The 26,628-nt window shown below is 70.2% G+C and carries 2 protein-coding genes (1 of these 2 cut by a window edge); both read left to right on the top strand.

From position 1 onward, the window contains the following. Positions 1–12,889, top strand: the end of a protein-coding gene (locus tag J6U32_RS22180) for a non-ribosomal peptide synthase/polyketide synthase (protein WP_208792163.1). 27,329 nt of this gene lie to the left of the window's left edge; the window shows 12,889 of its 40,218 coding nt (coding positions 27,330–40,218); the start codon falls outside the window, past its left edge; it ends in the stop codon at positions 12,887–12,889. Then, positions 12,886–26,628, top strand: coding sequence for a non-ribosomal peptide synthetase (locus J6U32_RS22175; RefSeq protein WP_208792162.1), 13,743 nt, complete (start codon positions 12,886–12,888; stop codon positions 26,626–26,628). The genes J6U32_RS22180 and J6U32_RS22175 overlap by 4 nt, the downstream gene beginning before the upstream one ends.

Below are 26,628 nucleotides of genomic sequence, written 5' to 3'. Positions count from 1 at the left end.
GTTCGCCGACATCCTCGGAGTCGAGCAGATCAGTGTCACCGACAGCTTCTTCGACCTCGGCGGCAACTCGCTGTCGGCGATGCGCCTGGCAGCCCGGGCTGCCGACGCATTGGGCACCGACATCGGCGTCCGCGATCTCTTCGATGCGCCCTCGGTGCGTGCGCTCGTCGCGGCCACCGCGGGCAACGGTGACACTCGCCCGCCGATCACCGCGGTATCGCCTCGCCCGGAACGGATTCCGCTGGCATTCGCGCAGCAGCGCATGTGGTACGTCAATCAACTCGACACCACCTCTGCGACGTACAACATCCCGATCGTGTTGCGCCTGACCGGTCCGCTCGACGTCGACGCGCTGCATGCCGCCGTCGTCGACGTGGTCACCCGTCACGAGGTGCTGCGGACCACCTTCCCTGCCGAATCCGGTGTGCCATACCAGAAGATCGGCCGAGCATCCGCCGTCGCGGCCAAACTCGACTGGGCACAAGTCGATTCGGTCGCCGATGTCCAGGCCGCGGTGGCCGAGGGCTTCGACGTCGCCACGCAGTGGCCGATCCGGGTGCGCGTCGCGCGGATCGGTGCCGACGAGCACGTCCTCGCCGTCGTCACCCATCACATCGCCTCCGACGGCGAGTCGGTGGCCCCGCTGGTCTCCGATCTGGTGACCGCATACCTCGCCGAGACCGCGGACGCCGATCCGCAGTTCGCCGACCTCGAGGTGCAGTTCGCTGACGTCGCGCTCTGGCAGCACGATGTGCTGGGATCGCCGGATGATCCCGAATCCGTAGTCGGGCAACAGATCACCTACTGGAAGGACAAGCTCTCCGGACTGTCCGACGTCATCGACATCCCCACCGATCGGCCACGTCCGCCCCGTGCGAGCGGTCGCGGTGCGCGGGTGCCGTTCACGCTGCCGGCCGCGACCGGGGACAAGGTCCGCGCGGCCGCCGCCGAGTACGGCACCACGCCGTTCATGGTGGTCCACGCCGGCCTGTCGTTGTTGCTGTCCCGGCTCGCGGGCAGCGACGACATCGCCATCGGCACCCCGATCGCCGGGCGCGGACAGGCCGTGCTCGACCCGCTCGTCGGCATGTTCGTCAACACCTTGGTGCTGCGCACCCGGGTCGACGCCGACCACGGATTCGCCGACCTGCTGGCCGCGACCAAGGACACCGATCTGGAAGCGTTCGCGCACGCCGACGCCCCGTTCGAGGCGGTCGTCGACGCCTCCGACGCGGTGCGTTCCGAGGCGTTCGCGCCGTTCACCCAGGTGTGGTTCACCTTCGATCAGACCGCTCTACCGGAATTGGCGGGCGCCGACCTGTCGGTCGGTGAGATCGCCGGTCTGCGTGTCGAACCGATTGCCACCGACATCGTCCCCGCCCGGGTGGATCTCCTGGTGAGCGTCTCTCCGACAGCAGGGGATACGGCCGGGGCCGACTGGCAGGGCTCGGTGCTCTACGCCACCGATCTGTTCGACGAATCGACGGTCACCGCATTCACCGAGCGCCTCGTCGACGTCCTCGACGAGGCATTGAGCGACCCCGCCGCACCAGTGGGCCGCATCGCGGTCGGCCGTGAACCGTCGGTGGCCGAGCTCGCCCGGACCGCTGAGGCCGCACGCGCGTCGGCACCCGAACCGGTGGCGATCGCCGACTCCGACGCCGTGGTGACCGGGGGAGCGGGTACCGCACCGAAACTCCTGCGCGACATCGTCATCGATGCCGCCGAGACCTGGGGGCCACGCCAGGCCGTGGTCGATGCCGACAACGCCTCGTTGACCTACCGGGAACTCGACGAGTGTTCGAATCGGTTGGCGCGCTGGCTGATCGACCGTGGCATCGGACCCGAGAAGCTCGTGGCACTGGCGATCGGGCGCTCGGTGGATCTGCTGGTCTCGATCTGGGCGGTGGCCAAGACGGGCGGCGGTTACGTGCCGATCGACCCGGACTATCCCGCCGAGCGCGTCGCGAACATGGTGGAGGACTCCGGTGCGATCCTCGGCCTCACGGCGGGTGCCACGGATGTGCTGCCCGGCGCGGCATTCGACTGGGTGCGCCTCGACGACCCGGCGGTCGCCGAGGAGATCGCGGCCGCTGACGGTGCCGCGGTCACCGCCGCGGACCTCCACGGTGAGGTCCGGATCGACAACGTCGCCTACGTCATCTACACCTCCGGCTCCACCGGCAGGCCCAAGGGTGTCGCGGTCACCCATTCGGGTCTCGCGAATTTCGCCGCCGAGGAGATCCGCCGATCGAACGCCGACGAGTACTCGCGGGTGCTGGGATTCGCGTCCCCGAGCTTTGACGCCTCGGTGCTCGAATATCTGTTGGCCGCGGTATCCGGTGGGGTGCTCATCTACCGTCCGGCCGAGGCCGTCGGCGGTCCGGCGCTGCAGGATCTCCTGATGCGTCAGGCGATCACGCACACCTTCCTCACCCCGACGGTGCTCGCCACCGTCGACCCGCACTCGGTGCCCGCGTTGCGCGTGGTCTACGCCGGCGGCGAGGCGGTCCCGACGGCGTTGAAGGACGCGTGGGCGCCGCTGCGTCGTATCCAGAATCTGTACGGGCCCACCGAAACCACCATCGGCGTGACCATCAGCGCGCCGATGTCGGTCGGTGAACCGGTCACCCTGGGCGGCCCGCTCGCCGGCGTCGGACTGATGGTGCTCGACGCCCACCTGCGCCCGGCGCCGCTCGGTGTGCCGGGCGAACTGTACGTCTGCGGACTTCCGCTCTCCCGCGGCTACCTCGACCGTGCCGGCCTGACCGCCGACCGCTTCGTCGCCAATCCGCATGGGCGGCCGGGTGATCGGATGTACCGCACCGGCGATGTCGTGCGCTGGCGGGCCGACGCCACCGGCGCACCGGTGCTCGAATACTCCGGGCGCAGCGACGATCAGGTCAAACTGCGCGGGCTCCGCATCGAGCTCGGCGAGATCGAGTCGGCGCTCTCCACGCACCCCGCGGTGCATTCGGCGGTCGTCGTCGGCGTCGGCGGTTCGGTGGCCACCGCACTGGCCGGCTACGTCGTCGCCGACCTCGGGTCCGTGAGTGTGGCCGATCTGAAAACACATGTCGCCCAAACACTCCCGGCACACATGGTGCCCGCCACGATCACCTTCCTCGAGGCACTCCCGCTGACGCCGGTCGGCAAACTGGACAAGGCCGCGCTACCGGAGCCGGTGATCGAGGCGGTCGAGATCGTCGCACCGGCATCCGCGGCCGAGCGTGCTGTCGCCGACGTCTTCGCCGAGATCCTCGGGATCGACGAGATCAGCGTCGTCGAGTCGTTCTTCGACCTCGGCGGGAACTCGTTGTCGGCGGCCAGGCTGGTCGCCCGGGTCGGTGAAGCACTCGGCGTCGAGACCTCGATCCGCGATCTGTTCGACACGCCGACGGTGCGCACCCTCGCCGCCGCGGTGGCCGGTCGGGCGTCGGGTCTGCCGCCGGTGACCGCGACCGTCCCACGCCCCGAGCGCATTCCGCTCTCGTTCGCACAGCAGCGGATGTGGTTCATCAACCAGTTCGATCCGTCGCTGCCGACCTACAACATCCCGGCCGTGTTCCGGGTGACCGGCCGGCTCGACGTCGCGGCGTTGCGTGCGGCGCTGGCCGATGTGGTCACCCGCCACGAGGTGCTGCGCACCACCTTCGTCGCCGACGGTGAGAGTGCCTCCGCGCTCATCCACCCCGTCGCCGCGATCGACGACGAAGTGGACTGGACGGTCGTCGATTCCGTCGACGACATCGAGGCCGCGGTCACCACCGGCTTCGACGTCGCGGCCGAACTCCCGATCCGTGCCCGGATACTACGCACCGGCGACGACGAGCACATCGTGGCGCTCGTCGTGCATCACATCGCCGCCGACGGCGAGTCGATGCAGCCGCTGGTCGGTGACCTCATGACGGCATATCTGGCCCGCAGCGGCGGTGGCGCACCGGATTTCGAGCCGCTGGAGGTGCAGTTCGCCGATTACGCCCTGTGGCAGCATCGCGAACTCGGCGACCGCAACGACCCGTCGTCGGTGGTCGCCCGTCAACTCGCCTACTGGACCGACGCCCTGGCCGACGTCCCCGACGTCATCGACCTGCCCGCCGATCGCCCCCGCCCGATGGCGGCCACCCAACGTGGCGGACGTGTCACCGGTGCGGTGCCCGCGGCGGTCGGGGACCGGATCCGGGCCATCGCCGCCGAACGTGGACTCACCCCGTTCATGGTGGTCCACGCCGCACTCTCGGTGTTGTTGTCGCGGTTGTCGGCCGGTGACGACATCACCGTCGCCACGCCGATCGCCGGCCGCGGACAGCGTGCACTCGACCCGCTCGTCGGCATGTTCGTCAACACTCTGGTGCTCCGGGCGCGGGTGACACCCGACATGGCCTTCGCCGAGTTGCTCGATCAGGTCCGCGAATCCGACCTCGAGGCGTTCGCCCATGCCGACGTGCCGTTCGAGATGATCGTCGACGCGGTCAACCCCGTCCGCTCGGAAGCCTTCGCGCCGCTCGCACAGGTCATGCTGACACTCGATCAGTCGACGCTGCCCGAGTTCGCGGCCGCACCGACCGCGACCGGCATTGCCGACCTGACCATCACCCCGGTCAGCCCGGCCGATCCGCCGGCCAAACTCGATCTGACGGTGAGTGTCTCGGTGGCCGATCACGGCGCCGACTGGCCGATCGAGGCCGTCTTCGCCCGTGACCTCTTCGACGACGCGCGCATCGACGCAATGCTCGACGCCTTTGTCGCGCTGCTGGACTCGCTGACCGCCGAACCTGCCATCGCCGTCGCCGACGCGCCTATCCTGTCTGCCGCCGAGACCGACGCGCTGCTGCAGCGGGCGACCGGTGCGGCGGTGCGCATCCCGGCCGGCTCGGTCGCCGATGCGGTCGCCGCGCGCGTGAGTGCCGCGCCCGACGACGTGGCGCTGTCGCTGCGCGACCGAAGGGTGACTTTCGGCGAGTTCGGCGCGCGGGTGGCGTCGCTGGCGCGGACCCTGCGCGCAGCGGACGTGGGACCCGAGGTGGCGGTCGGTGTGTGCATCGATCGTTCGATCGAGATGGTTGTCGCGATCCACGCCGTCGTCGCCGCCGGTGGCCAGTACGTCCCGATCGACACCGCCGCGCCAGCCGAACGCCTGCGCCACATGGTCGACACCGCCGGTGTTCGTGTGCTGCTCACCGGGCCGCGTCCGGTCGCCGCCGATCTCGACGCCCTCGCCGGCGCCGTCACGTCGATGGTGGTGGACACCACCGTCGCGGTCGACGAATCGACCGCACCGTTCACCGATGCCGAGCGGGTTCGCCCGATCCGCGGCGACGATGCGCTCTACACACTGTTCACCTCCGGCTCCACCGGACGACCCAAGGGCGTCACCGTCTCCCACGCGTCGGTGCTCAACCGGCTGCGCTGGGGCCTGGCGGAATATCCGTGGACCGTCGGTGACCGCATCATCCAGAAGACCCCGTACACCTTCGACGTCTCGGTGCCGGAGCTGTTCGGACCGGTCATCGCCGGCGCGCAGATGGTGATCGCCGACGCCGGCGGTCACGCCGATCCCCTCTATATCGCCCGCCTGATCGCTGCGACGCGCGCCACCTCGGTGCACTTCGTGCCGTCGATGCTCGCGGTGTTCCTCGATGTGGTTCCGCCCGAACAGATCTCGGAGCTGACCTCGTTGCGCTGGCTGTTCGCCTCCGGTGAGGCACTGCCGCCCGCGGTGACCGTGCGAGCCCATCAGCTGCTGCCCGACGTCGCGATCGTCAACCTGTTCGGCCCGACGGAGGCGGCCGTGGAGGTGGCCTACGCCGATGTCACCCATGCCGATCGGATCGTGCCCATCGGGGTGCCGGTGTGGAACACCACCACACTCGTGCTCGACGCCCGGCTGCGCCCGGTACCCGTCGGCGTGCCCGGCGAGCTGTATCTCGGCGGCACCCAGGTCGCCCGTGGCTATGCCGGAGCTCCCGCGCTGACCGCCGAACGCTTCGTCGCCGACCCCTTCGGGCCGCCCGGCGCCCGCGTGTACCGCACCGGAGACCTGGTGCGCTGGAACACCTCCGGGGAGATCGAATACCTGGGCCGCACCGACTTCCAGGTGAAGCTGCGGGGCCAGCGCATCGAACTCGGCGAGATCGAATCGATCATCGCGACGGTGCCCGGGGTGGTCCACACCGCGGCCACCGTCGCCGAATCCGACACCGGCGGCGCACATCTGGTGGCCTACGTGTCGCCGTCGACGGTGGATCTCGATGCCGCTCGCGCCGCCGTGGCCGCCGCACTGCCCGAGTACATGCGACCCACGGTGTGGATGCCACTCGACGACGTCGTGCTGGGCAGCGCGGGCAAACTCGACCGCAAAGCCCTGCCCGCACCCGATTTCGACTTCGCGACAGCGCAGTACGTGGCTCCGGCGAATGCGGTCGAGGAAACCCTCGCCGCGATCGTCGCCGGTCTTCTCGGACTGCCGCGGGTGTCGGTCACCGACTCGTTCTTCACCCTCGGCGGCGACTCGATCATGTCGATCCGGCTCGCATCGGCGGTCCGCGCGACGGGCCTGTCGCTCTCGCCGCGCGACATCTTCGAGCACCGCACCGTGCGCGCGATGGCGCGGGCCGCGCTCGACACCGCGACCACGCTGCCGATGCTGCCCGAGACCGGTGCGCGCGGCGCAGTCGCACCTCCGGCAGTGGTGTCGTGGATGATCGAACATTCCACGCAGCCTTCGGATTTCCGTGACTTCTCGCAGTCGCGGGTGCTGTACCTGCCCGCCGACGCCACCGCGTCGTCGGTCGCGGCTCTGCTCGCGCGGGTGGTGGACACCCACCCGATGCTCGCGGCCTCACTGGTGCCCACCGACGACGGCTGGACACTCACCGCCGGGGTGGACGTCGACATCGCAGCCGCGGTCGGCGCCCGGCGATCCGGCTCTGCGGTGGGCACCGATGGATTCGGCGCCGATCTGCACACCGCGTTCGCCGACGCATCAGCGCGCCTCGACCCCACCACCGGTGCACTCGTCGCCGCCGAACTCGTCGTCGACCCGGCCGGAGCGGGCCGCCTCGTCCTGGTGATCCATCACCTCGGCGTCGATGCGGTGTCGTGGCCGATCCTGCTGGAGGACCTCGTCACCGCCTGGGGACAGGCACAGTCCGGTGACGCCGGACTCACCTTGCGACGGGAGGTCACCTCGGCACGTGCCTGGGCGGATGCGGTTGCCGCCCAAGCCGAACGCCGCGCGGCGGAGGAGGGCTACTGGCTCGATCGGCTACCGGCCCGCGCCACCGATCTCGGCGCCGAGGTCGTGGCCGGCCGCGACCGGTTCGCCACCGAGGTGTCGGTCACCGAGATCCTCGACCCGTCGACCTCGGAGGCCGTCCTGACCTCCGTACCGCAGGCCTTCGGTGGGGGAGCGGGCGACGTCCTGCTCGGTGCGCTCGCCCGCGCCGTGCGCGGATGGCAGCACGCACGAGGCATCGACGACCGAGGTCCGGTGTCGGTGCTCGTGGAGGGTCACGGACGCAACGAGGACATCGTCGCCTCGGGACCGCACCCCTACGACAGCGACCTGTCACGCACCGTCGGATGGTTCACGACGATCGCGCCCGTGCGCCTCGACCCGTCGGTCGACGCGATCCACGCGGTCAAGGCGGCCAAGGAGGAGCGCTTGTCGATCCCCGACGCAGGCGTTGGCTTCGGGCTGTTGCGGTACGCGAACCCCGATCCCCGCAGTGAGCTCACCACCCGCCCGCTGCCGAGTATCGGATTCAACTTCTTCGGCGCAGGCACGGCCCGCACCGATGCCGAAGCGCCGCAAGAGATCCCGTTCACGCCGGCCGGGAACGCACCCGGATTCGCCGCGTCGGCGACCGGTGCGATGGTGGCGCTCAACGCACTCAGTGTCACCGTGGCCACCCGGACCGGTACGCGCGGACGGGAACTGGTCACCTCGCTGACCTACCCGTCGGCGCTGTTCACCGCCGACGACGTCGCCGATCTCGGAGCGCGTTTCAGTGCCGAACTGCGGACACTCGCCGGGGCCGTGGCGGCCGGTGCACCGATCGGAGCAAGCCCGTCCGACATTCCCGGTACCACCATCAGCCAGGACGAACTCGACACGCTCGCCGTGCGTTTCCCCGGCGCCGATGTATGGCCGCTCACGCCACTGCAACAGGGCCTGTACTTCCAGTCGGAGATGGCGACCGGGGGCGACGGCGTCGATGTCTATGTGACACAGGCGGTTCTCGAACTCGGTGGCGAGATCGACGCGGAACGGTTGCATGCCGCGGCCGCCGCGCTGCTGGCGCACCATCGGGTGCTGCGCAGTGGATATGTCCGCACCGATGCCGGTGCGGTCGTCGCAGTCGTGCCCGAGGCCGTCGATATCCCCTGGCGTGAACTCGATCTGGACGGAGGGTCGCACGAGGTCGCAGGTTCCGTCTCCGAGATCGCCGCGGCCGAGAAGCTCGCGCCGTTCGACCTCGACGCCCCACCGTTGATCCGGTTCGTGCTGATCCGCCACGGCGAGACGGCGTCGCTGATCGTCACCAACCATCACATCCTGCTCGACGGCTGGTCGGGGCCGCTCGTCCTCGCCGACCTCCTCGCGCTCTACGCCGGGCGCGGCACGTTCACCTCCGCGCTCGCGCACCGGGATTCGGATGCCGAACCGACCAGTGGCGCGGCGGCGGCCGACTTCGGTACGCACGTCCGCCGGCTCGCCGCGCGCGACGACTCGACAGGTCTGGACACGTGGCGCCGGGTGCTCGCCCCGCTCACCGAGCCGACGCTGGTGGCACCGCAGACCGACGACGACATCTCCACCCCGCCGCGCGATCACACCGAGCTTCTCGGGGCCGAATTGTCCACGGCGCTCGACACACTCGCCCGCGACCTCGGTGTCACGGTGAGCACGGTGCTGCAGTTCGCGTGGTCGGTGCTGCTCTCGCGCCTGACCGGCAACCGGGTCGTCGGATTCGGTGAAACCGTGTCCGGTCGGCCCGCCGATCTCGACGGCGTCGAATCGATGGTGGGGCTGTTCATCAACACGCTGCCCGTCGTCGTCGATGTCGATCCCGGCTCGTCGGCGGCCGAGGTGCTGCGGCGCCTGCAACAGGACAAGATCACCGTGCTCGACCACCAGCACCTCGGCCTACCGAAGATCACCGCGACCACCGGGCTCCCCGTGCTGTTCGACACGCTGACCGTGTACGAGTCGTTCCCGGTCGCGAGCGAGTCGCTGTCGACCGCCGACGCCGCCCTGACCGGCGGTCTGCAGATCCTCGGCATCGACGCCGGCGACTCGACGCACTATCCGCTCAACCTGTCGGCGACACCGTCGGCCGAGGGTGTGGCGATCACGCTCAAGTACCTGCCCGCCGTCTTCGACGCCGCGCAGATCGAACAGTTCGCCGCCGCGGTACGCACGATCCTCGCAACGATCGCCAGTGCGCCCGACATCGCCTGCGGAGACCTGCAATTGGTACCCGTCGAGACCCGCCGGTCACTGACCCCGGTCAGCGGCGGCCCGGCCGCCACGCCACGGCATCTGCAGGAGGTCTTCGCCGAGGTGGCCGCCGCGCACCCGGACGCCCCCGCGGTGACCGACGCCGACGGCCGATCGCTGACCTACCGTGACCTCGACACCCGCTCGGCCGCGATCGCCCGCGGACTGCGGGCTCGCGGCATCGGGACCGACACGATTGTCGCTGTGGCGCTCGGGCGCCGCGTCGACCGTCTGGCGACACTGTGGGCGATCACCCGACTCGGTGCCGCCTACCTGTCCATCGACCCCGGATACCCGGCCGACCGCATCGCGCACATGATCACCGATTCGGGTGTGCGCGTGGGCATCTGCTCTCCCGGCGAGGAACTCCCCGCACCGGGTGGACTCGACTGGCTGACCGTCGACGACCTCGTCGCAGGCTCGCGTGAACACGGGACTGTCGAACCAGGAACCGGCGAACCGGACATGGACCGCGACGTTCCCGGTGGATCGGACAACCTCGACGCCGTCGCCTACGTCATCTACACCTCCGGCTCGACCGGCGTGCCCAAGGGCGTGTCGGTCACCTACCGCGGTGCGCACAACTTCGCCGTCGCCGAGGTCGAGCGTTTCGGCGTCACCGCCGGCGACCGGGTGCTGGGCTTCGCCTCGGCCAGTTTCGACGCCTCCGTGCTGGAATGGCTGCTCGCGTCGGTCGCGGGTGCGACTCTGGTCTATCGACCCGACGACGTGCTCGGCGGCGCGGAGTTGACGGCGTTCCTTCGCGCGCAACACCTCTCGCACGTGTTCCTGACGCCGGCGGTCCTCGCGACCGTCGATCCCGACGCCGACCTGCCGGATCTGCGCGTCCTGATCGCCGGTGGCGAGGCGGTTTCGCAGGCGCTCGTGGCGGGCTGGTCGGACCGGGTGGCCTTCCACAACGCGTACGGGCCGACCGAGGCATCGGTGGCGGTGGCCATCAGCGCCGCACTCGATCCCACGGCACCGGTCCACATCGGCGGACCCATCGCCGGCGCCGGACTCCTGGTGCTCGACGAGCGCCTGCACCCGGTCCCCGTCGGTGTGCCCGGCGAGTTGTATGTGGCCGGAACCCCGCTCGCCCGTGGCTATCTGCGACGCCCGGGGCTGACCGCCGAACGGTTTGTCGCCGACCCGTACGCGCCGGGCGAACGGATGTATCGCACCGGCGACGTCGTCCGGTGGGTCGCCGTCTCGTCCGGACCCTCCGACTCCAGCTCGTTCGACACCGGACGGCTGGTGATCGAGTACGTCGGACGCAGCGACGACCAGATCAAGTTGCGTGGCCTGCGCATCGAACTCGGCGAGATCGAGACGGCACTGACGGCGCATCCCGCGGTCGACGCCGCCGTCGTGATCGGGGTCGGCGGATCGGTCGCGACCGCACTCGCCGCCTACGTCGTGACCTCGGGCGACGGCGGGACCGTAGCCGAATCGGCGACACCGGCCGACCTCATCGAGTTCCTCGGCCGGCGACTGCCCGCGCACATGGTGCCCGCGGCAGTCACCGTCCTCGACCACCTGCCGCTCACGCCTGCGGGCAAGGTCGACAAACGTGCACTACCCGACCCCGTGCTCGACGCGGGTGAGCACGTCGGCCCGGCGTCGGCCGCCGAGGCCGCGGTGGTGGCGTGCTTCGCCGAGATCCTCGGTGTGACCAGTGTGTCGGTCACTGCGGATTTCTTTGCCCTGGGTGGTAATTCGCTCAGCGCCACCCGACTCGCGGCACGCGTCGGTGACGCGCTCGATGCCGACCTCGGTGTGCGTGACGTGTTCGAGGCGTCGACGCCGCGCGCACTGGCCCGGGTGGCCGCCGGCCGCGCCGGTGCACTCGCGCCGGTCCGGGCCGTCGTCCCGCGACCCGAGCCCGTACCGCTGTCCTTCGCGCAGAGCCGCGTGTGGTTCTTGAACCGCCTGCAGCCGGAGTCGGTGGCCTACAATATCCCGGTCGGGTTGCGCCTGAGCGGACCACTGGATCCCGAAGCACTGGCGCTTGCGGTGCGCGATGTCGTTGCGCGTCACGAGATCCTGCGAACCACGTTCCCGACGATCGACGGCGAACCGGTGCAGTGGGTACACGGCCCCGACGACGTTCTCGCCCGCCTCGACTGGGCGGTGGTCGCCGACGAGACGCAGATGTACGAGGCCGCGGCCACCGGCTTCGACGTCACCGCGCGACCCCCGTTCCGGGTGCGGCTGTGGCACGTCGGCGACGACGACTGGGTCCTGCTCGCGGTCATCCACCACATCGTCGGCGATGGCGAATCGATGCGGCCCCTGATCGTGGACATGATCACCGCCTACCGGGCACGGGTGGCCGGCGAGAACCCCGAGTTCACGCCACTGCCGGTGCAATTCGCCGACTACGCACTCTGGCAACACCGCGAACTCGGGTCCGCCGACGACCCGCAGACCGTCGTCGGACGTCAGCTCACCTACTGGCGAGAGCAGTTGCGCGGGCTGCCCGACGTTCTCGACCTGCCGGCGAAGAATCCGCGGCCCGCGGTCGCCTCGCAGGCCGGTGCGCTCTTCGAGTTCGAGATCCCCGGCCCGATCGCTGACCGTGTGTCGGGTCTGGCGCGTGACCGTGGCGTCACCCCGTTCATGGTGATCCACGCGGCGCTCGCGGTGCTTCTCGCACGGCTCTCGGCGACCGATGACATCGCGATCGCCACCCCGATCGCCGGCCGTGGCCAGGCCGAACTCGACGGACTGATCGGCATGTTCGTCAACACGCTCGTCCTGCGGACCGTCATCGATCCCGCGACGGGATTCGCGGAGTTGCTCGACGACGTCCGGGGCGTGGACCTCGAAGCGTTCGCGCACGCCGACATTCCGTTCGAGACTGTCGTCGACGCCGTCGATCCGGTGCGCTCACAAGCCTTCTCACCGTTGGCGCAGGTGCTGCTGACCATGGCGCAGCCGACACCGACCGAGGCCGTCGCCGACGACTCCGGCATCGTCATCACGCCGCTGACCCCGCCGGTGGTCGGTGCGCAGCTCGACCTGTCGATCAGCATCGGCGCGAGCGCTCACGGACCGTGGCGGTCGTCGGTGGTCTACGCCACCGACCTCTTTGACGAGGCCGGTATCGCCACGCTGGTGGCGCGTTTCGTCGCAGTGCTCGACGCGGTGACCGAGACGCCCGACGCTGCGGTCGGTGCCGCCCCGATCGTCGCCCCGGCCGAACGTGACACGCTGGTGCAGTGGTCGTCGGGCACGCCGGGACGCCATCCCGCGAGCACGCTGTCGACACTGATGTCGGACGGGGCGCAATTACGCACCGGCACTGACGGCGCGAGTACACGGTGGCACGGGAATAACTGGCATGGGGACACGGGGCACAGAGAGGGAGACAACGCGTGACCGAGGTCGTCCGGATGAGTGCCGCGTCGCCCGCCGTGGCCGTGGTGTGCGGTGACCGACGGGTCACCTACGCGGAGTTCGCGGCGCGCGTCAACGATCTCGCCCGATGGCTGATCACCGCGGGCGTCGGCCCCGATGTGGCGGTGGGCGTGGCGATGCCACGCTCGGTGGAGATGCTCGTCGCAATCCACGCGATCGTCGAGGCCGGCGGCCACTACGTCCCCCTCGACGCCGACGCACCGCTCGACCGGGTGCGATACATGCTCGACACCGCCGACGCCCGGATCGTCCTCGTCGTCGACGGCGCGTCCCCCGCGGCGATCGCCGACCTACCCGAAGCGATCCGGGTGATCGGCGTCGACACGTCGGTACCGATCGACCCGGCGACCCCGCCGATCGCCGACGCCGAACGGCGCGCACCGATCCGGCCCGACGATGCCGCCTACACGCTGTTCACCTCCGGCTCCACCGGGCGACCCAAGGGGGTGACGGTCTCCCACTCGGCGATCGTCAACCGGCTCGAGTGGATGCGGGAGTGGTACGGCTTCAAGGACTCCGACGTCGTGCTGCAGAAGACGCCGATCACCTTCGACGTGTCGGTGTGGGAGTTGTTCCTGCCCGCCGCCGTCGGCGCGACCCTCGTGTTGGCCGGGCCGGATCGGCACGGCGACCCCGACCACATCGCCGACCTGATCACCACCGAGAACGTTACGGTCATCCACTTCGTGCCGTCGATGCTGGCCACCTTCGTCGACGTCCTCGGCCCACGCATGTCCGGATTGCGTTCGCTGCGAGCGATGTTCACCTCCGGCGAAGCGCTCGCGGCGGCCACCGCACAGGCCGTCCTGGCCGAATTGCCCGCGCTGGAGCTGCACAACCTCTACGGCCCCACCGAGGCAGCCGTCGACGTCACCGCCCATCACGTCCTGCCCGGCGAGGCCACCGTACCCATCGGTGTCCCGGTGCCGAGCACCACCACGTTCGTGCTCGACGCGCGGCTGCAACTCGTGCCGGTCGGCGTGCCCGGTGAGCTCTACCTCGGCGGAATCCAGATCGCGCGCGGTTATGCATCTGCCTCGGCGCTCACCGCCGAGCGCTTCGTCGCCGATCCGTTCGGGCCGCCCGGCGCGCGCCTGTACCGCACCGGCGACCTTGTGCGCTGGAACTCCGCCGGCGAGATCGAGTACCTGGGCCGCACCGACTTTCAGGTCAAACTGCGCGGGCAGCGAATGGAACTCGGCGAGGTGGAGGCGGTACTCGCATCGGCCCCCGGTGTCGTGCACGCCGCCGCGGCCGTCGTCGACTTTCCCGCGGGAGCACAGCTCGTCGGTTATGTGAGCCCCGACGACGTCGACCTCGACGCCGTCCGCGCGACCGTCACGCGGGCCCTGCCGGAATACATGCGCCCCACCTTGTGGGTTCCGATGGCGGTCATGCCCCGCAACAGTGCGGGCAAGGTTGCCCGTCGCGCGCTGCCCCGGCCGGAGATCGAGGTCCGTGAGATCGTCGCGCCCGAGACCGGGCCCGAGACCGAGATCGCCGCGATCTACGCCGACGTGCTGGGACTCGATCGGGTGAGCGTGACCGAGTCGTTCTTCGACCTCGGGGGCAACTCCCTGGCCGCGACCCGCGTCGCCGCCCGGGTGGCGCAGGCGCTCGACGCGGACGTCACCGTTCGCGATCTGTTCGACACGCCGACGGTCCGCGGACTCGCCGCCGCTCTGACCGGACGCGGGCGGACCCGGGCACAGCTCACGGCACGACCACGGCCGCAACGACTTCCGCTGTCGACCGCGCAGTCTCGGATGTGGTTCATCAACCAGTTCGACACCGACTCGTCGGCCTACAACATCCCGATGGGCCTGCGGGTGGAGGGTGCGGTCGACACCAACGCCCTGCGGCTGGCCGTCCTCGACGTCCTCGAACGACACGAGGTGCTGCGCACCGTCTACCCGTCCGACGATGCCGGTCCATACCAGCGGATACTCGAGATCGATGCGGCGGCAGGAGAACTCGACTTCGCGGTCACCGATGACGAGACCGAACTCGCCGCGAGTGCCGTCCGCGGGTTCGACGTCTCGAGCCGACTGCCGATCCGGGTGCGGGTGCGGACCGACCGGAGTGTGGACCGCCCCGAGGAGGATGGTGCCGCGCATTCCGATGTGGTGATCACGGTGCACCACATCGCTTTCGACGGTGAGTCCTCGCCGGTGTTCGTCGGGGATCTGCTCAATGCCTATCTGCGACGCACCGGCGCCGGGATCGACGCGCCGCTGCCGCTGCCGGTGCAATACGCCGACTTCGCGCTGTGGCAGCGTGAGGTCGTCGGGGACGTCGCCGATCCCGGGTCGCCGGCCGCCGCAGCGATGGCCTACTGGCGTGCCCACCTCGCGGGGCTGCCCGCGGTCACCGACCTGCCGATGGACCGCCAGCGCCCCGCGGTGCTCGACACGACGGCGGGCGTCGTCTCCGTCGAGGTCGACGACGCGGTGGCGGCGAAGTTCGAATCCTTTGCCCGCGAACATGATGTGACGGCGTTCATGCTCTCGCATGCGGCGCTCGCCATCACCGTGGCACGCCTGGCCGCCACCTCCGACGTGGTGATCGGCGCGCCGATCGCCGGGCGCACCGACGCCGCGCTCGCCGATCTGGTGGGGATGTTCGTCAACACCCTCGTGCTACGCACCGACGTCGATCCGGCGGCGCCGATCGGTGACTTCGTGGCGGCGGTGCGCTCGACCGACGTCGATGCCTTCGCCCACGCCGACGTCCAATTCGACGATCTCATCGACGAACTCGCCCCCGAGCGCTCGACCGCCTATCCGCCGCTGGTGCAGATCGCGTTCACCCACGAATCGGCCGGCGCCCCCGCAGGCGCAGAGGCCGAGGTTCAGGTGGCGGGGCTGGCCGCACGCCCGCTCGGACCGCTGAACGCGGTGGCCAAGTTCGATCTGACGGTCGGCGTCGCCGACCGGTCCGCCGATCGTCCGATGCGTGCCGACTTCCTCTACGCGACATCGCTGTTCGATGAGGACACCGTCGTCCGGTTCGCGCAGACCTGGCTCCAGGTGGTCACCACCATGGTCGCCGACCCCCGGCGCGCGGTCGGCGACATCGACGTCGTCGACGATGCCGCGCTCTCGGCGATGCGCCCCAGTCGTAATTCCACCGGCGTTCTCGGGCCGGCCGCCGACGGCGGGATCAGCACACCCCGACCGCTCGTCGACATCCTCGACGCGCGGGTGCTCGACCCGGCCGGGGATGCGGTGATCTGCGACGGTGAGGCGCTCTCGCACAGCGAGTTCGACGAGCGCACCCACCGGTTGGCGCGTGAACTCATCGCCCGCGGTGTACGTCCCGACGACGTGGTCGCCGTCGGCCTCGAACGCTCCGTCGATTCCGTCGTGGCGGTATTCGGCGTTATTCGTTCCGGAGCCGCCTACGTCCCCATCGATCCGGCCTACCCCCAGGACCGCATCGACTACATGATCGCCGATTCCGGTGTGCGCCTGGGCGTCACCAACGCGACGACCCGACACCGCCTGGGTACCGACGGATGCGACTGGATCGATGTCGCGATCGCCACGGATCCCGCCCGCCCGGCAGCGCCGGTGACCGCAGCCGACCGTGCCGGCGAGATCGGCCCGGACACCCTGGCCTACCTCGTCTACACCTCCGGCTCCACCGGCCGACCCAAGGCCGTCGGCGTCGGCAACCGTGGCATCGCGACTCTCGTCGACGCCCTCCGGGAGATCACCGGAACCCCCGAACAAGCGCCCGACACCCGCGTCCTGCACGTCGCCTCACCGAGTTTCGACGCCTCCGTATTGGAGATGATGTGGTCCGTCGCGCTCGGACACACCCTGGTGGTGGCGCCCCCGACCGCCTACGCCGGGGAGGCCCTCGGCGCCGTCCTGAGCCGCGATCGGGTGACCGACACCCTGATCACCCCGACAGTGCTCGCGACGGTCCCGGTCGAGCGTGGTCGCACGATCCGCAACCTGGTCACCGGCGGCGAGGCCTGCCTACCGGAACTGGTGGCGCGCTGGGCGAATGGGCGCGGTACCGACGGACGCGGTGCCGACGGACGCCGCATGTACAACTTCTACGGCCCATCGGAGGCGACGGTCTGGTCGAGCACCGGCCGCTCCGAGGTGGGCCGACCGGTGACGATCGGCCATCCCGTCCGCGGATTCACCGCCTACGTCCTCGATGCGCGACTGCACCCCGTGCCGCGCGGGGTGGTGGGCGAGTTGTATCTGGGGACCAGCGAGTCGTTGGCCCGCGGCTACCTGGGACGGCCGGGCCTGACGGCAACGTCCTTCGTCGCCGACCCGTTCACCGGAGTTCCCGGGCAGCGGATGTACGCCACCGGCGACCTGGTACGCGTGCGCCGCGACGGGCAGATCGAATTCGCCGGGCGCGCCGACCATCAGGTCAAGATCAACGGACAACGCATCGAACTCGGCGAGATCGAGTCCGTACTCACCGATCTGCCGGACGTGGCCTCGGCGGTGGTCCTCGGTGTCGCCGACGACTCCGGGCGATCACGACTGGTGGCCTACCTGGTTCCCGACGACGGCGCCACCATCGACCCCGCCCGCATCGTCACCGCCGCCGGTGCACGGCTCGCCGGGCACATGATCCCGCACCAGGTGGTCGTTCTCGCCGAGTTGCCGCTCACCCCGGGAGGCAAACTCGACCGGGCCGCGCTGCCCGCGCCGGAGCCGGTGTTCGAGGCCGCCGATCGCGTCTCGCCGGCCACCGCCGCCGAAACCGCTCTCGCCGCGATCGTCGCAGGCCTCCTCGGTCGTGACGAGGTCGGCGTAACCGAATCGTTCTTCGCCCTCGGCGGCGACTCCATCATGTCCATCCAGCTCGCCTCGGCAGCCAAGGCCGCCGGATTGACGCTCACCCCGCGAGACATCTTCGAACACAAAACCGTTCGCGGGATGGCCCGCGCGGCCACCGACGGTGCCACAGCACTGCCGGTACTCGCCGACCCGCCCGGCGGACCGACCGGGCCGACCGAACTCGGCGCGATCATCTCGTGGATGGTCGAGACCTCGCCCGCACCCGAGGACTTCGCCGACTTCAACCAGTCGATGGTGCTGGCGGCACCGAGGGAACTGTCGGTCGACGATCTCGCGACCATGTTGGCGGCGGTCTGCGCGGCGCACCCGATGCTCACGGCGCGATTGGTCCGCGGCGCGGCCGGATGGGCGCTGACGACCGGCGAGCCGTTCGACGCGCATGCCGCCATCGACCGGGTGATCACCGACAGTGCCTCCGGCACGGAAGGTTTCGACGAGTCGGTGCGCGCCGCTCATGCGCGGGCGGCGGCGCTCCTGGATCCGGCCGCTGGGCACGTGATGCGGGCCGCGTTGGTGGTCGGTGCCGACGCCGCCCGGTTGGTCCTGGTGATCCACCATCTGGCCGTCGACGCCGTGTCGTGGCCGATCCTCATCGAGGACCTGCTCACCGCGGCGGCCGCGGTGTCGGCCGGCACGGCGCCGGTCGTGCGCTCCGAGCCGACGTCGATGCGTGCCTGGCAACAGGCGCTGGCCGATCGGCGCGAGTCGCGGGAATCCGAACTGGCGCTGTGGCTCTCGCGCACCCCGGAGATCCCCACCCGGCTGGGCGTCGACCCCGATCCGCGGCGGGACCGCCTACGCTCGGTCGGCTCGGTGATCGCCCGGGTCGACGCACCGATCACCGGGCCTCTGCTCACGGCCGTGCCCGAAGCATTCGGCGGCAGCGTCAACGACGTTCTCGCCGGTACCCTGTCGCGCGCGATCCGGTCCTGGCAGCAGCAGCGCGGTATCGCCGACGATCGGGCGGTGACGATCCTCGTCGAGGGCCACGGCCGACACGAGGACATCCTCGAGTCCGGCCCTGACCCGCGTCGCGCCGACCTCTCGCGCACCGTCGGATGGTTCACCACCCTGATCCCGATGCTCGTCGATCCGGGTGCCGACGCCTTGCACGCGGTCAAGTCGGCCAAGGAACAACGACTGACGATCCCCGATCACGGCATCGGCTTCGCCGACCTGCGTTCGGTGGCGAATTCGCCTCTGGCGCAACGTTCCTTGCCGACGATCGCCCTGAACTACCTCGGCAACCGGGCGGCCGCCGACGGCAGGGGAGAGGTCGGTGACGCTGTCGGCGCCGACTTCCTGCCCGCACCCGATGCCCCGTTCCTGCCGTCCTCGGTGTCGGGGGCGATGCCGGTGATGGCGCCGCTGACCATCAATGCCGCCGTCACCACCGGTGCGAACGGTCCGGTGCTGGCCGCCGATCTGCGATTCGCCGAGGCCGTACTCTCCGAGGCCGACGCCACCGACATCGCCGAGCGGTGGCGGCGAGAACTGACCGAACTCACCGAGGCCGTCGACGCCGGTGTGCCGGTGGGTCTCTCACCGTCCGACGTCCCCGGCAGCCACGCCACCCAGGACGACCTCGACGAGGTGGCGGCGCGTTATCCCGGGGCGGCGATCTGGCCGCTGTCGCCTCTGCAACGCGGCCTCTACTTCCAGTCGGTGCTCGCCGGTACCGGCCCGGCCACGGCCACCTCGGGTGGCACTGCGGACACCGCAGACGACGTCGTCGATGCGTACGTCACCCAGGCGGTGCTCCGGCTCGGCGGGAACGTCGACCTCGACCGGCTGCGTACGGCCGCCGACGAGTTGTTGCTCCGGCACCGGGTGCTCGCCTCCGGGTTCGTGCGGGCCCGCAGTGGTGCAGTCCTCGCGGTGATCCCGCCCGAGGCACGGGCCGGCTGGCGGGTCGTGCGCCTCGCCGACGACGCCGCGGCACCGGACCGGGTGGCCGAGATCGCGCGGCAGGAACGCAACGAGCCGTTCGACCTCGCGTCGCCGCCGCTGCTCCGGGTGGTGGTGATCGGTCACGGCGATCAGACCGATGTGGTGATCACCAACCACCACATCCTGTTCGACGGCTGGTCGGGGCCACTGGTCCTGGCCGACCTGATGGCGCTGTATGCCACCGGATCGGCCTACACCGGCGACGGATCCGGGGGAGACTTCCGGGACTTCCTGCACCACATCGGCCGCATCGACGATCGCGCGGGGCTGCAGGCGTGGGCGCGACGACTGGCTCGTGCGCAGGGGCCGACCCTCGTCGCACCGGGTGCCGAGGCCACCGCCGAACACCGACCCGCCGAACACATCGTCGCCGTGCCGGCCGAACTCACCGCCGCACTGGAGGAATCGGTCCGTCGGCACGGCACCACCCTGGCCACCGTGCTACAGGTCGCCTGGGCGCTGCTGGTCTCGCGGCTCTCGGAGTCGCGCGTGGTCACCTTCGGGGAAACCGTGTCGGGCCGCCCCGCCGACCTACCCGGCGTGGAGAACATGGTCGGGTTGTTCATCAACACGCTGCCGGTGGTCGTCGACGTCGACCCCGACGCCACGCTGGCGGCCGTAGCGAGTACCCTGCAGGACGACAAGACCGCGGTCCTCGACCACCAGCATCTCGGTCTGCCCGAGATCATCGCGCACAGCGGCGTTCCCATCGCCTTCGACACCCTCACGGTGCACGAGTCGTATCCGGTGGACACCGCCTCCCTGTCGTCGGCATCGCCGACGGCGGTCGGGGGACTACAGGTGCGCGGCGTGGACGTCAGCGACTCCACCCACTACCCGCTGAACCTCGCGACCTCGGTGCGCGGGGATCGGCTCCACCTGCGATTCGCGTATCTGCCCACGGCATTCGACGAGACGCAGATCATGGTCTTCGCCACCGCGCTCACCCGAATCCTGCAGACCTTCGTCGACGCACCGGACACCCCGATCGCCGAAGTGCCGCTGGTGGATTCGGCCACCGCGTCACTCCTCGACGAGTGGTCGCACGGCGCGGTGGTATCGCTCGAGGGCGATGCGGTCACCGACCTGCTGGCCCGCCGCGCCGCCGACACCCCCGACGCGATCGCGGTGATCGCCGACGAGCGAGAGGTCACCTACGCCGAGTTGCTCACCCGCGCGAGCATGCTCGCCCGTGAGCTGATCGCCTCCGGAGTGGGACCGGATATGGCTGTGGCCGTGTGCATCCCGCGTTCGGTGGAGATGATCGTGGCGATCCACGCCGTGTGGGCCACCGGTGCGCAGTTCGTGCCGATCGACACCGGTGCACCGGCAGATCGGGTGCGCTACATGACCGACGTGGCCGCCGCGTCACTCGTCCTCGTCGGACCCGGCCCGATCCCCGACGGGATCGCCGCACTCCCCGATACGCGGACCCTGACGGTCGACGCCGCCACTGCCGTGGCCCCCGGTGCCGTGGATTCCGGTGCCGTCGACGCCGTTGGCGTCGCGATCACCGCCGGCGAACGCCTCGCGACGGTTCGTCCCGAGCACGCGGCCTACACCATCTTCACCTCCGGATCCACCGGTCGGCCCAAGGGTGTCACCGTCTCGCGGCGCGCGCTGAGCACGCACCTGGCCTTCGACCGCGACTACTACGGATTCGGCCCGGACGACGTTGTGCTGCAACAACTCGAGTACACTTTCGACCCCGCGATCATCGAGATCGTGCGCCCCGTGGTGTGCGGCGGACGGCTCGTCCTGCTCCACCCCGGAGAGCATCGCGACCCGGTGCTGGTGACGCGCCGCATGATCGATCACGGCGTCACCTCGGCGACGCTGGTGCCCTCGGTGCTCGGCGCGATGGCCGAGATCGTCGACGAATCCGACCTGGCCGAACTCACGGCGTTGCGGTTGCTGCACACCGGTGGTGAGGCGCTCACCCGTCCGGTGGCCGACGCGATCGGGCGACTGCTGCCCGCCACGGAACTGCACAACCAGTACGGTCCCACCGAGACGACGATCTACGCTGCGGTGCAGCACATTCGGCGCGACGGCCACACGGTGCCGATCGGCCGGCCGCTGTGGAACACCGCCGCGCTCGTCCTAGACGCGCGTCTGCGTCCGGTGCCGCCGGGACTGCCCGGCGAGTTGTACTTCGGTGGGGATCTCGTGGCTCGCGGTTACGCCGGCCAACCCACCCTGACCGCCGAACGGTTCGTCGCCGACCCCCACGGGCCCGCCGGCGCTCGGCTCTACCGCACCGGCGACCTGGTGCGCTGGAACGCCGAGGGTGAGCTGGAGTACCTGGGCCGCAGCGACTTCCAGACCAAGCTGCGCGGACAACGCATCGAGCTCGGCGAGATCGAGGCCGTGCTCACCTCCGCCCCGGGGGTCGTGCATGCCGCCGCGACGGTGGTCGCCACACCTGCCGGTGAATCGCTGGTGGGTTATCTCGCCCCCGACACCGTCGACCTCGATGCCGTCAAGGCCACCGTGACCCGGGCGCTGCCCGAGTTCATGCGCCCGGGCATCTGGGTGCTGCTCGAGCAGATGCCGCTCAACACCGCCGGCAAGATCTCACGCCGGGAACTGCCCGCACCGCAACAGGTGTCGGGGGAGATCGTGGCACCGACCACCCCGGCCGAACAGGTGCTGGCCGAGGTCTTCGCCGGCGTGCTCGGTGTCGAGCAGGTCAGTGTGACCGAATCGTTCTTCGACGCGGGCGGCAACTCGCTGTCGGCGATGCGGGTGGCGGCGCGCGCCGGTGAGGCGCTGGGACGCGAGATCTCGGTCCGTGACGTCTTCGAGGCACCGAGCATCCGGGAACTCGCCGCCCTCGCCGGCGGCCGGGGCGTATCGGGTCCGGCGATGGTGCCACCCGCGCCACGACCCGACCACGTGCCGCTGTCCCTGGCGCAGCAACGCATGTGGTTCATCAACCGGTTCGACCCCACCTCACCGGCCTACAACGTGCCCGCAGCACTGGCCCTGCACGGCGCGTTGGACGTCGAGGCCTTGCATGCCGCGGTCCTCGACGTCGTCGCCCGCCACGAGATCCTGCGCACCACCTTCCCCGAGAACGCCGGTGTGCCCGAGCAACTCGTCCACCCGGCATCCGCGCCGGTCGACTGGCAGATCGCCGGGAGCCGCGACGACCTCGAGGCGGCGGCGACAACGGGATTCGACGTCACCGTCGACTTCCCGCTGCGCGCCCGGTTGTGGTCGGCGAACCCCGAGGAGCACGTCTTCGTGCTGGTGCTGCACCACATCGCCGCCGACGGCGAGTCGCTGGCGCCGCTCGTCGCCGATCTGGTGACCGCGTACCACGCACGGGTGGCCGGAACGCCACCGCAGTTCGAGCCGCTCGCACTGCAATTCGCCGACGTCGCGGTGTGGCAGCACCGGCACCTCGGTTCGGTCGACGAGCCGGGCTCGATCCTGCACGCACAGTGGGACTATTGGTCACATCAGCTCGCGGGATTGCCCAGTGTGCTCGACCTGCCGACGGATCGTCCGCGTCCGGCGGTCGCGTCCACCCGCGGGGCGACAACACATTTCGAGATCGACGCCCCGATCGCCGAGCGGATCACCGCACTCGCCCAGGAGTATCGGGTCACCCCGTTCATGGTGATCCACGCCGGGCTGTCGGTACTGCTCGCCCGGCTCTCGGCGAGCGACGACATCGCGGTCGGCACACCCGTGGCCGGCCGTGGCCGACCCGAACTCGACCCGCTGATCGGCATGTTCGTCAACACCCTGGTCCTGCGGTCCGGCTACCGGGCTCAGGAATCCTTCCACGGCCTGCTCGAACGCATCCGGGGCATCGATCTCGACGCGTACGCCCACGCCGACATCCCGTTCGAGACGCTGGTGGATCACCTCAATCCGGTGCGCTCGGAAGCGTTTGCGCCACTGACCCAGGTCCTGCTGACCCTCGAACAGTCGGTGATCGCCGAACTCGCCGGGGAGTCGGTCGCCGGCGGTGAGGTGGCCGGTCTGCAGGTCCGTCCGCTGTCGATCGGGGAGATCCCGGCCAAGGTCGACCTGCTGTTCTCGGTGACCCCGGCGGCGGCAGGCCACTCCTGGTCCGGCGCCGTGCAGTACGCCACCGATCTGTTCGACGCGCACCGCGTCGAGGCGATGGCCGCGAGCCTGGTCGGTCTGTTGGATCGGCTGACCGCCGAGCCGGGTACCGCGGTCGGTGACGCACCGCTGCTACGGGGCGACCAGGTCGACGAGCTGGTCCCGGTGTCCGGGGGGCCCGAGGTGGCGCCCATGGTGCTCGCCGACATCTTCGCCGCGGCGGTCGGCGGGCAGCGCAGACGTACCGCGGTCGTCGACCCCTCCGGTTCCGCACTGTCCTACCGCGACGTCGATGCCCGCTCGAACCGGCTCGCGCGATGGCTCATCGCCCGCGGAATCGGCGCCGAATCACTGGTGGCGCTGGCGATCCCGCGGTCGGCCGATCTGTTCGTGGCGATCTGGGCGGTTGCCAAGACCGGTGGCGGCTACGTACCGATCGACCCCGGCTATCCGGCCGAGCGCGTTTCGGCCATGATCGAGGATTCCGGGGCCGTCCTCGGCTTGTCGATCGCGGCCGTGGGTGACCTGCCGGGTGAGGACTTCGAGTGGGTGGCAACCGATCACGAGTCGACCGCAGCCGAGGTCGCGGCGATGGACGACGCATCGATCGGCGCCGAGGAGCGGCTGCGGGCGGTGCGGCCGGACAACGTGGCCTACGTCATCTACACCTCGGGCTCGACCGGAAGGCCCAAGGGCGTCGCGGTGTCGCACACCGGACTGTGGAACTTCGCACGCGCCGAATCCGCGCGACTCGGCGTCGGTGACGGGCCGATCGTGATGGGCTATGCGTCACCGAGTTTCGACGCGTCGGTCCTCGAATACCTCCTCGCCGTGGCCAACAACGGCACCCTGGTCTATCGACCGGCCGACGCCGTCGGTGGAGAGGCATTGCAGGAGTTCATGATCGGCCAGGAGGTGACACACACCTTCCTCACCCCGACGACCCTGTCGACCCTCGACCCGGCCCGGTTGCCCGCGGTGGAGTGTATCGCCGTCGGTGGTGAGGCCGTCCCGCAGGCGCTGCAGGATCACTGGTCGGCGCACGTCCGGATGCAGAATGCGTACGGTCCCACCGAGACGACAATCCTCACCAACATCGGCGAGATCGCGACTCCGGGGGCGCCGGTGCGGATCGGTGCGCCGCTGCACGGACTGCAGGAGGTCGTCCTCGATGCCCGGCTGCATCCCGTGCCCGAGGGTGTCGTCGGCGACTTCTACATCGCCGGGTGCGCGCTGTCGCGGGGCTACCTCGACCGCCCGGGCCTGACCGCCGAACGCTTTGTCGCCGCGACGTTCGGTGCGCCCGGTACACGGATGTATCGCACCGGCGACCTCGCACGCTGGCGCCGCGGCCCCGATGGACGTCGCGTGATCGAATACGCGGGCCGCAGTGACGATCAGGTCAAGTTGCGCGGACTGCGGATCGAACTCGGCGAGATCGAGGCAGAGCTCGGCCGACACCGCCTCGTTGACGCCGCAGTCGTCATCGGGGTCGGTGCTGAAGGGGTTGGGGGATCGGTGGCCTCGGCGCTCGCCGCCTATGTGGTGCCGACCGATCCCGACACCGATCAGGCGACTCTGATAACGGATCTCCGCGCGCACCTCACCCGGCGGCTCCCGGCGCACATGGTGCCCGCGTCGATCACGGTGCTCGCGCACCTGCCGCTCACCCCGGTCGGCAAGCTCGACAAGCGGGCATTGCCCACGCCGGAGATCGGCGAGCGTGAGATCGAGCCGCTGCGCAACGACGTCGAGCGTGCCGTCGCCGCCGCGTATGTCGAGGTGCTCGGCATCGACGAGGTCGGCGCGGGCGACGGCTTCTTCGATCTGGGTGGCAATTCGCTGTCGGCGGCGCGGGTCGCGGCGTATCTGCGCGGCGAGCATCAGCTCGAGATCGAACTGGCCTGGCTGTTCTCGGACGCGACGGTGCGCGGGCTGGCGCAACGCATCACCGGGGCCGACGCCGCGACCGCCGACGTGCTGATCACCCTGCGCGCCGAGGGTTCGCGACCGCCGCTGTTCTGCGTCCACCCCGCCGGTGGGCTGGCCTGGTTCTACGGCGGGCTGGTGCCCTATCTGGCCGATCGGCCGATCTACGGCCTGCAGGACCCGCATGTGGTCGGTGGCGAACCGTCGATCACCGATGCCCACGCGCTCGCGCAGCGTTATGTCGCGCAGATCCGTGAGGTCGCACCGCACGGCCCGTATCGCATCCTGGGCTGGTCGGTCGGTGGCGTGATCGCACATGCGATGGCCACGCATCTGCAGAACGAGGGCGAGACCGTCGATTTCCTCGGCGTCATGGACTCCGTACCGGAGGACCCGGGGGCCACCGAGCGGACCGTCGAGCCCGCCCCGGAGGCGACCGGGCCAGCCGGCGACGGGCCGGACGGTTCGGTGGTCGTCGACGTCCTCGGCGGCTGGCGCGACCTGTTCGATCTCGGCGACGACGTGCAGGCGTCCACGCCGGAGGAGGTCACCGCGATCATCCGGACACAGATCGAGGGCATGGGATTGCTGGGCGCCGACCAGGTCGATCGCATCATGACGAGCTTCGAGTTGTCGCCCCAGGTGGTCCTGGACTTCGTGCCAGCGGTCTTCAATGGTGATCTACAGGTGTTCACCGCGACCGAGGACAAGGACGATCCGCGCAGGATCGCCGAGGGATGGCGTGCCCACGTGTCCGGGGAGATCCGCAACGTCGACGTCGCCACCCACCATCTGGGGATGGCCGATGCGGCGTCGCTCGCCGTCATCGGTCCGGTGCTCGACGCCGAGCTTCAAGCGCTCGATTCCCTACCGGAGGAGGGCAGGAGACCGGGGCGGGGTTAG

Origin of the sequence: Gordonia polyisoprenivorans (genome assembly GCF_017654315.1) — a bacterium.
Classification (GTDB): Bacteria; Actinomycetota; Actinomycetes; order Mycobacteriales; family Mycobacteriaceae; genus Gordonia; species Gordonia polyisoprenivorans_A.
The sequence above is the reverse complement of the archived record's forward strand: the minus strand, read 5'-3'. Positions and strand labels throughout refer to the sequence as shown.